11 protein-coding genes are annotated in these 8,534 nt (G+C 67.4%); 3 read left to right on the top strand and 8 right to left on the bottom strand.

Going from position 1 to position 8,534, the window contains the following annotated elements; all coding sequences use genetic code 11:
* Positions 1-16: 16 nt before the first annotated feature.
* From GXY47_12475 to GXY47_12490, 4 genes are all read right to left on the bottom strand, one after another.
* Complete coding sequence (locus GXY47_12475; GenBank protein NLV31956.1) at positions 17-856, bottom strand: class I SAM-dependent methyltransferase; 840 nt, start codon at positions 854-856, stop codon at positions 17-19.
* Between the two features lie 3 nt (positions 857-859).
* The gene (locus GXY47_12480) at positions 860-1,315 is read right to left on the bottom strand and encodes an N-acetyltransferase (GenBank protein ID NLV31957.1); all 456 of its coding nucleotides are present in this window, start codon (positions 1,313-1,315) and stop codon (positions 860-862) included.
* 71 nt (positions 1,316-1,386) lie between these two features.
* Complete coding sequence (locus GXY47_12485; GenBank protein NLV31958.1) at positions 1,387-1,701, bottom strand: HigA family addiction module antidote protein; 315 nt, start codon at positions 1,699-1,701, stop codon at positions 1,387-1,389.
* Between the two features lie 13 nt (positions 1,702-1,714).
* Positions 1,715-1,996 (bottom strand): type II toxin-antitoxin system RelE/ParE family toxin, encoded by a 282-nt coding sequence (locus GXY47_12490; protein ID NLV31959.1) that lies wholly within the window; start codon positions 1,994-1,996, stop codon positions 1,715-1,717.
* A 154-nt stretch (positions 1,997-2,150) separates the two neighbouring features.
* Between GXY47_12490 and ovoA the strand changes: the two genes are divergently transcribed.
* Positions 2,151-4,370, top strand: a complete 2,220-nt coding sequence (ovoA, locus tag GXY47_12495; GenBank protein ID NLV31960.1) for a 5-histidylcysteine sulfoxide synthase — start codon at positions 2,151-2,153, stop codon at positions 4,368-4,370.
* A 20-nt stretch (positions 4,371-4,390) separates the two neighbouring features.
* Here ovoA and GXY47_12500 read toward each other — a convergent pair whose 3' ends face one another.
* Together GXY47_12500 and GXY47_12505 are read right to left on the bottom strand one after the other, a co-directional pair.
* Positions 4,391-4,543, bottom strand: coding sequence for a hypothetical protein (locus tag GXY47_12500; GenBank protein ID NLV31961.1), 153 nt, complete (start codon positions 4,541-4,543; stop codon positions 4,391-4,393).
* A 70-nt stretch (positions 4,544-4,613) separates the two neighbouring features.
* A complete protein-coding gene (locus GXY47_12505) occupies positions 4,614-4,976 on the bottom strand; it encodes a DoxX family protein (GenBank protein ID NLV31962.1) in 363 nt (120 codons plus the stop codon).
* Between the two features lie 158 nt (positions 4,977-5,134).
* Between GXY47_12505 and GXY47_12510 the strand changes: the two genes are divergently transcribed.
* Entirely contained in the window at positions 5,135-6,136 is a 1,002-nt protein-coding gene (locus tag GXY47_12510) for an NAD-dependent epimerase/dehydratase family protein (protein NLV31963.1), read from the top strand.
* 9 nt (positions 6,137-6,145) lie between these two features.
* Entirely contained in the window at positions 6,146-6,526 is a 381-nt protein-coding gene (locus GXY47_12515; protein NLV31964.1) for a DUF1018 domain-containing protein, read from the top strand.
* A 105-nt stretch (positions 6,527-6,631) separates the two neighbouring features.
* Here GXY47_12515 and xylA read toward each other — a convergent pair whose 3' ends face one another.
* Both xylA and GXY47_12525 read right to left on the bottom strand, forming a co-directional pair.
* Entirely contained in the window at positions 6,632-8,026 is a 1,395-nt protein-coding gene (xylA, locus tag GXY47_12520; GenBank protein NLV31965.1) for a xylose isomerase, read from the bottom strand.
* A gap of 26 nt (positions 8,027-8,052) precedes the next feature.
* Positions 8,053-8,534 (bottom strand): aspartate ammonia-lyase (locus GXY47_12525; GenBank protein ID NLV31966.1); only part of this gene is annotated, 482 nt, incomplete at its 5' end.

Consider the following 8,534-nt stretch of genomic DNA (forward strand, 5'->3'; position numbering starts at 1 on the left):
ACTGTCCCCCTGAAAATCAGCCCTTCCGGGCGATGACGGCGAATTCTTCCGCGTTCTCGTCGTAGGAAGACCCGGCGACGTCCGCGTGGAGCCCCTCCAGGGCCAGGCCCGCCCCCGCCAGTTCCCCTTCCAGGGTGCCGGGGTCGAAGCACTGAAACCAGTTGTACACCGTCCGGATGCGCCCAGGTTCGACGATGGTGTACTTGTCGAGGACGACCTTTTCCCGGGCATATTTGAAGGTATTCAAAAACCCGAAATAGCGGCCCGGCGCCCAGAATCCGTCGAGAAGGTCCATCCCGCAGCTCGCCCCCTCCACCCGCCGGTCAAAAGCGGCGAGCGCGTAGACATCGAGGAGGACCGACCCGCCCGGCTTCAGGATCCGGTGGAATCTGCGCAACATCATGTTTCTCTGCGCAGGCCCGAGGGCGCAGAAATCGCACATGATCATCAGGACGAGGTCGAACCGGTCGGCGGTCTCCCAATCGAGGTAATCGGCCGCCACGTAACGGATGTCCAGCCGCTCCCGGGCGGCGACCTCCCGGGCGTAGCCGACCGACCGGGGGGAGAAATCGATGCCCGTCACCTTCGCCCCGAGCCGTGCCAGCCGCGTCGCGTACAATCCCGGGCCGCAGCCGAAATCGGCCACCCGGCTGTCCGCGCCGAGGCCGAAACGGGAGGCAATCCATTCCACCGAACGGTCGATGAAGCGGGCGTTGCGCGAGGCGAGATCGCCGGCCTCGTCGAGATGGAAGGAGAGCATCCGGGCCGACGTGTGCCCGTCGGTCCACAGTTCCCTTGCGGTGTGACACCCGAACGGCTCCGGCCGTTCGAAGATGGCGGCCAGTTCGTCGAACACGATTCATCCTCCGGGGAGGGCGGGGACCGTCCCGCCGGGGCCGTACTCCATCAGGACCTCGGCGTGCCCCGTGTGGGGGTCCGTCCTTTCTCCGACGACGGCGAAGCCGCATCGCCGGTAGAACCGGACGGCCCGTTGATTTTCGCGATAGACGGTGAGCTCCAGCCTGTCGCGCAGCCTCTTGACCCTGTCCATCAGCCGCCGCCCCAGGCCCCTCCCCTGGAAAGCGGGGGAGACGAACAGGGCCGCCAGGGTATCGCCCTGGAGAGAAACGAAACCTCTGACCCTGCCCCCCTGCACGAAGACATGGGTCTCGGCGGCGGGCAGGTACCGGTTTCGCATGTCATCGACTTTCGACTCCCAGAATTCCCTGCCGACGAAATCGTGGGCCCCGGCCGACGCCTCGAGCCAGAGTTCCAGCACGTCTTCCATGTCCGAAGGTTCGAAAGCGCGGATCATGCTCCTCCCCTGGGGCGGAACGTTCGCGTGTGACCGGACCGGATCCTCGTCGGTGCCGCCCCGGCCGATGATCAAGCGACATGCAGTGTCCTGATGCCGGCGATATCGTCCTTCAACTCCTGTTCGGCGTCCCACAGATCGATGGCCCGCTGGGCGCCGAGCCAGAATTCGGGCGAGTTGCCGAACACTTTTCCCAAACGCAGCGCCATCTCCGGACTGACGGCGCGTCGTCCGCGCAACAGTTCGTTTACAGATTGCCGGGACACTCCGATGGCGCGGGCCAGCCCGGAGGCCGTCAGCTGATAGTCCGGGAGAAAATCCTCGCGCAACATCTCGCCGGGATGGGTCGGGCGGCACTGCCTCCGCCCCTTGTTGTCAATACTCATCTCGTTCTCCGTCTCAATGGTAATCGCAGATTTCGACGTCGTAGGCGTCGCCATCCTCGAACCGGAAACAGATCCTCCACTGGTCGTTGACCGATATGGAGTGCTTACCCTTCCGATCTCCCTCCAGACCATGTAACCGGTTGCCCGGAGGCACCTTGAGATCATCGAGTCTGGTCGCCAGGTCGATATACTCAAGTTTGCGCATGGCCCGACGCGCCGTATCCGCAGGGAAACGTCTCATATTCCCGGTGCGAAAAAGCTCCTGTGTCCGCTTATCTGCGAACGTCTTGATCATAGGCAAGACTGTATCGCGTCACGTGACACATGTCAATAGGAACGGAAGGAGGCAGGGGGACGGTGGTGACTGTCCCCCTTGCATTCCTGCCCCGGACCCGACTACATTGAAGGGAAGACAGGGCGCATCGAGGTCGCTTCCCGGGGAGGGTGCCATGGGGCCGGAAAACCAGGGTTCAAAACCTTCCGCGCCGACCCCCGGCGCCGCGGCCCTGACCGAGCGGCCCACGTCGGGCTGGCGCACCCAGGAGCGCCTCCGCCGCACGCGGACGCCCATCCTCGACCAGGGGGAGCCGGAAGCCAAGCGCGCGGAGATCCTGCGCTACTTCCACGACACCTGGGACCTGGACGAGGCGCTGCTCGAAACGCTGCGCTACGACGAGTCGTTCCGGCTCCGGGCCGACCCGCTGCGCCACCCCCTGATCTTCTACTACGGCCACACCGCCGTCTTCTACGTCAACAAGCTCGTCGTCGCCAAGCTCGTCGACCGTCGCATCCACCCCGCCTTCGAATCGATGTTCGCCGTGGGGGTGGACGAAATGTCCTGGGACGACCTGGACGAGGCCCACTACGACTGGCCGGCCCCCCAGGCGGTCCAGGCCTACCGCGACGAGGTGCGCGCCCTGGTCGACGGGCTCATCCGGCGGCTGCCGCTCGCGCTGCCGATCACCTGGGACAATCCCTGGTGGGCGGTCCTGATGGGGATCGAGCACGCCCGCATCCACCTGGAAACCTCCTCGGTGCTGATCCGGCAGCTCCCCCTCGAGCATGTCCGCCGGCACCCGCTGTGGGAGCCGTGCCCGCGCGCGGGCGAGCCCCCCGCGAACGAACTGATCGAAGCCCCCGGCGGCTCCGTCCGGCTGGGCAAACCGCGCTCGCACCGGCTCTACGGCTGGGACAACGAATACGGGGAGCGGATCGAAACGGTCGCCCCCTTCCGCGCCGCGAGCCACCTCGCCACCAACGCCGAGTTCCGCGCCTTCGTCGACGCGGGCGGTTACGGCGAGGAGCGGTGGTGGACCGAAGAAGGGTGGCGCTGGCGCTCCTTCCAGCAGGCCGAGTTCCCGCGCTTCTGGCGCCGGGAGGACGACGGGTACCGGCTCAGGCTGGTGACGCACGAGATCGACATGCCCTGGGACTGGCCGGTCGAGGTGAACTACCTCGAGGCCAAGGCCTTCTGCAACTGGCTCGCCGAGCGGCGGGGCGAGCCGGTGCGCCTCCCCACCGAGGCGGAGTGGCAGCTGCTCCGCGAGCGGCACGTGCCGGAGGACCAGCCCGACTGGGATAAGGCCCCCGGCAACCTGAACCTCGAGCACCACGCGTCGAGCTGCCCGGTCGGCGCCTTCACCCAGGGGCCGTTCTCGGACCTCGTCGGCAACGTCTGGCAGTGGACCGAGACCCCGATCGCGGGATTGCCCGGCTTCGAGGTCCACCCCTACTACGACGACTTTTCCACCCCCACCTTCGACGGCCGGCACAACCTGATCAAGGGGGGCTCCTGGATCTCGACCGGGAACGAGGCGACGCGGCACGCGCGCTACGCCTTCCGGCGCCACTTCTACCAGCATGCCGGCTTCCGCTACCTCGTCTCCGCGCAGCCGGCGCCGGCGGCGGTCGAGACGTACGAAAGCGACCCGCTGGTGGCCCAGTACTGCGAGAGCCACTACGGCGAGGGCGCCTTCGGGGTGCCCAACTTCCCGGCGGCGATGGCCGGCATCTGCCTCGCGGCGACGGAGGGGAAGCCCCACCGCGCGGCCCTCGACATCGGCTGCTCGGTCGGGCGCGCCGCCTTCGAGCTGGCGCGCGGGTTCGAGAGCGTGACCGGGCTCGATTTCTCCGCCCGCTTCATCCGCATCGGCGCGGCGATGCAGGAGCAGGGGTTCATCCAGTACACCCGCGTCGAGGAGGGGGAGATCGAGTCGCACCACGAGGCCCGGCTGGCCGATTTCGGGCTCGAGGCGCTGCGCGACCGGGTCCGGTTCGAGCAGGCCGACGCCTGCAACCTCAAGGAGCGCTACACCGGCTACGACCTGGTGCTGGCCGCCAACCTGATCGACCGGTTGCCCGACCCCGCCCGCTTCCTGGAGACGATCGCCGGGCGCATCGTCCCGGGCGGGCTGCTCGTGATCGCCTCCCCCTACAGCTGGGACGAGGCGTTCACGCCCAGGTCGCGCTGGCTCGGCGGGCGGCGCGTGGCCGGGGAGCCGCTCGCGACGCTCGAGGCGCTTCACCGCGTGCTCGAACCGTCCTTCCGCCCCGTCGCGGACCCGGTCACCGTCCCCTTCGTCATCCGCGAGACGCGCCGGAAATTCCAGCACAGCCTCAGCCAGGTCACCGTCTGGGAACGGGGACAGTCACCACTGTCCCCATCGTAAAACCGGGACGCCGCGGCATTTCATGCCCCGCCTTTCCGAGTAAATTTGTAGACCGCCACGCCGAGCAGAAACACGACCGCCAGGCCGACCGACACGCGCGGATCGAGCATGGCCGTGAACAATACAAGGAGCGCCGCGAGGCCGCTGATGATGGCGTCCGTCCTGTTTGTCATAGCTCCTCCCGTTCGCAAACGGATTTCGGACAACGCCCCATGCTGGAGGGACGCCGGCGACTGTCCCCGGTCAGAGGATCGCAACGATCAGCGAGAGAACGAGCACGATCGAGGCGGGCACGGCCTTCTTCCATGGGTCCCCTGCCTTGAGGTGCATCCCGACGGCACCGATCATGAGGATCGCCAGGCCGAGGGCGGCGGGCCGGACGAGCTGTGGCAGCCAGAAACCCGCGAGCAGGGACAGGGCGAAGATCACCTTCAATCCGCCGACCACCCACAGGAACCACACCGGCAGTCCGTAGGCGGCAAACTCCTCCCGCATGTTCCCCGCCGCTTTGGCCCGATAGGCCGTCGCCTTGTGGAAACGAAGCAACCAGACGTTCAGAATGCCGAATGCGACGATCAACTGCGCGATCATGCGTAGATATTCCATGGGCGCTCCTTTATTGTTGGCTGACGGATCTGTCGCCTGCAAATTCGTTCGCACTTTGCGGCGGGGCTGGACCCATCGGTCCTCGCCGCCACGGGTTTCGGCTCGATCCTTTGATGTAGAATCATCTTACCATCTTTCCGGCATGAGGGGGGACAGGCATGAAAGTGCTCTTTATCGGCGGGACCGGCGTGATCAGCTCGGAGGCCGCGGCGCTGGCCATACGGGAGGGGATCGACCTGACCCTGCTCACCCGCGGCCGGAGCGCCGCCCGGCCCGCCCCCGCGGGCGCCCGGGTGCTGCGCGCGGACATCCGCGACCCCGAAAGCGTCGCCCGCGCGCTCGCCGGGCAGAGCTTCGACGCGGCCGTAGACTGGATCGCCTACGAGCCGCACCACGTGCAGGCGGATATCGACCTCTTCGCCGGGCGGGTGGGGCAGTACGTCTTCATCAGCTCGGCCTCGGCCTACCAGACCCCGCCCGACCGCCTGCCGGTGACGGAGGCTACGCCGCTCGCAAACCCGTTCTGGGAGTACGCGCGCCAGAAGATCGAGTGCGAACGGCTGCTCGAGCGGGCCCGGCACGACGAAAAGTTCCCCGTGACCATCGTGCGCCCCTCGCACACCTACGACGCGACCAAGGTGCCGCTGCCGGGAGGGTGGACGACGCTCGAGCGGATGAAGCGGGGGAAGCCGGTGCTGGTCCCCGGCGACGGCACATCTTTGTGGACGCTGACCCACGCGCGCGACTTCGCCCGGGGCTTCGTGCCGCTGCTCGGAAACGCGCGTGCCGTGGGGGAGGCGGTGCACATCACCTCGGACGAGTGGCTGCCCTGGAACCGGATCTACGGCATCCTGGCCGAAGCGCTGGGGGTCGAGCCGCGCCTGGTGCACGTGCCGAGCGAACTCGTCCACGCCTACGACCCGCAGTTCGGCGCGGGCCTGCTGGGGGACAAGAGTCGCAGCAGGATCTTCGACAACGGCAGGATCCGACAGCTCGCCCCCGGTTTCCGCTGCGACACCCCCTTCGCCGCGGGCGCCCGCGAGATCGTCGCATGGCACGAGGCCGACCCGGCGCGGCGCGCGGTCGACCCGGCCGTGGAGCGGCTGATCGACCGCGTGCTGGCCGCCTACGCGAAGGCCTGGCCGGGAGCTTCATGCTAAACTTTGAGTATGAAGATCGACCGGAACAAGCTGGCCGTCATCCATATCGTGAAGAAGGAGCTCGGCCTGGACGAGGAGCGGTACCGGGAGATCCTGCGCGAAGCCGCCGGGGTGGAGTCGGCGCGCGACCTGGACGACGCGAGTTTCCGCCGGCTGATGAACGTCTTCATGCGCAGCCGTCACTACCGGCCGCGGCCCGACGGGATCACGCTCCGGCAGAAGTACTTCATCGGGAACCTGCGCCGGGAACTCGGGTGGGGCGAGGACCACTTCCGCAATTTCCTCGTCAAGTACCATCACAGGGATCAGCTGGAGCGGCTGACGAAGGCGGAGGCGAGCCGGCTGATCGAGTCGCTCAAGAACGTCAAGGCCCATGCCGGAGGGGAATGAGTCCGGGGGACAGTCACCGGTGTCCCCAATGGACGCTGGTGACTTCCCCCTCTGTTCAGACGTCCCCCTTATGGAAAATGGGAAACGTGCGGGACGTCCCTGTTTTCAGAAATGGGCGATGGGCGGGACGTCGCGGTTGGCGACGCGGTTGGGGACAGTGGTGACTGTCCCCAACGCCTGGTTGATTAGGTTTTCCAGGCGCTCCTGGCGGCCGCTCTGGCGGCCGGCCGTGCCGTACCCGGCGGCCAGGGCGGCCAGCTCCCCGAGCTTCATCTCGCCCCGCTCGAAGCGGGCCCCGTCGCCCGAGTCGAACGAGCGGTAGCGCTCGGAGACGAAGGCGGCGAGCTTCCCCTCGGCCTGGAGGCGCCAGGCGGCCTCGAGCCCGACGGCGAAGGCGTCCATGCCGCCGATGTGGGCCTCGAACAGGTCGGAGGGGTCGACGGAGTTGCGCCGCACGTGGGCGTCGAAGTTGAGGCCGCCGCTCGTGAAGCCCCCGGCGCGGAGGACGGCGTACATCGCCAGGGTGGTGTCCCGCCAGTCGATCGGGAACTGGTCGGTGTCCCAGCCGCAGCGCGGGTCCCCCCGGTTGGCGTCGACGGAGCCGAACAGCCCCATGGCCGCAGCGGTCTCCAGCTCGTGGTGGAAGTCGTGCCCCGCCAGCTCCGCGTGGTTGGCCTCGATGTTCATCCGGAAGTCGGCGTCCAGGCCATACCGGCGCAGAAAGCCCGCCACCGTTTCCACGTCGAAGTCGTACTGGTGCTTGGTCGGCTCCATCGGCTTCGGTTCGATGTAGAAGACCCCCTGGAAGCCCCGGGCGCGGGCGTAGTCCCGGGCCATGGCGAGGAAGCGGGCCAGGTGCTCTTTTTCTCTTTTGAGGTCGGTGTTGAGGAGGCTCATGTAGCCCTCCCGGCCGCCCCAGAAGGTGTACCCCTCCCCGTCGAGCAGGATCGTGGCGTCGATGGCGGCCTTGACCTGGGCGGCGGCGTGGGCCACCACGGCGAACTCGGGGTTGGTGGCGGCGCCGTTCATGTAGCGCACGTCCCCGAAGAGGTTGGCGGTCCCCCAGAGGAGCTTGACCCCCGTGGCGGCCTGCCGCTCCCGCGCCTTGGCCGCCATGGCCATCAGGTTCCGCTCGCTTTCGGCGGGGGTGGCCCCCTCGGGGGCCAAGTCGCGGTCGTGCCAGCAGTAGAACTCCGCCCCCAGCTTGGTGAGGAACTCGAACGCCGCGTCGAGCCTTTGCTCCGCCAGCGTCATCGGGTCCCCCCCGCGCTTCCACCCCTGGGCGTGGGTGGGGTCGCCGAAGGTGTCGCGGCCGTCGGCGCAGAAGCTGTGCCAGTAGGCCACGGCGAAGCGGAGGTGGTCCTTCATGCTCTTGCCGCCCACCATCCTGCCCGGGTCGTAGTACTTGAACGCCAGCGGGTTATCGCTCTCCGGCCCCTCGTACCGGATCTTCCCGATGCCCGGGAAGTATTCCCTGGATCCCACGAAATAGTCCGCCATGTCCCCCTCCTGGATATCGGTTGTTCCTAATCCGCCGTCATCTTCCCGGGCCGGATCATGTTTTCCGGAGCGAGAATCCGGTCGAGCTTCTCCCTGGAGAGAAGGTTGTCGCGCAGCACGAGCGCGTAGACGCTCGCGCCGGTTTCGAGCGCCTCCCGGGCCAGGTCGCTCGCCGTCGCGTACCCGAGCCAGGGGACCAGGGCGGTGACCAGCCCGATGCTGTTCTCCACCAGGGAGCGGCAACGCTCCTCGTTGGCCGCGATCCCCTCCACGCAGCGGTGCCTCAGGGTGTTCATCCCCTGGATCAGCATTTCCACCGACTCGAAGACACTGTGCACGATGATGGGTTCGAAGACATTGAGTTCGAGCTGCCCCGCCTCGGACGCCATGGTCACCGTCAGGTCGTTGCCGATGACCTTGAAGGCGATCTGGTTGACCACCTCCGGGATGACGGGGTTGACCTTGCCGGGCATGATCGACGAGCCGGGCTGCATCGGCGGGAGGTTGA

The sequence above is a fragment of the Acidobacteriota bacterium genome (assembly GCA_012729555.1).
Classification (GTDB): Bacteria; Acidobacteriota; UBA6911; order UBA6911; family UBA6911; genus UBA6911.

What these genes read in the sequence shown, in the direction of transcription:
- GXY47_12480 (NLV31957.1), bottom strand. Translation starts at nt 1,315, where the DNA reads ATGATCCGCGCTTTCGAACCTTCGGACATGGAAGACGTGCTGGAACTC.
- GXY47_12485 (NLV31958.1), bottom strand. Translation starts at nt 1,701, where the DNA reads ATGAGTATTGACAACAAGGGGCGGAGGCAGTGCCGCCCGACCCATCCC.
- GXY47_12490 (NLV31959.1), bottom strand. Translation starts at nt 1,996, where the DNA reads ATGATCAAGACGTTCGCAGATAAGCGGACACAGGAGCTTTTTCGCACC.
- ovoA (NLV31960.1), top strand. Translation starts at nt 2,151, where the DNA reads ATGGGGCCGGAAAACCAGGGTTCAAAACCTTCCGCGCCGACCCCCGGC.
- GXY47_12500 (NLV31961.1), bottom strand. Translation starts at nt 4,543, where the DNA reads ATGACAAACAGGACGGACGCCATCATCAGCGGCCTCGCGGCGCTCCTT.
- GXY47_12505 (NLV31962.1), bottom strand. Translation starts at nt 4,976, where the DNA reads ATGGAATATCTACGCATGATCGCGCAGTTGATCGTCGCATTCGGCATT.
- GXY47_12510 (NLV31963.1), top strand. Translation starts at nt 5,135, where the DNA reads ATGAAAGTGCTCTTTATCGGCGGGACCGGCGTGATCAGCTCGGAGGCC.
- GXY47_12515 (NLV31964.1), top strand. Translation starts at nt 6,146, where the DNA reads ATGAAGATCGACCGGAACAAGCTGGCCGTCATCCATATCGTGAAGAAG.
- xylA (NLV31965.1), bottom strand. Translation starts at nt 8,026, where the DNA reads ATGGCGGACTATTTCGTGGGATCCAGGGAATACTTCCCGGGCATCGGG.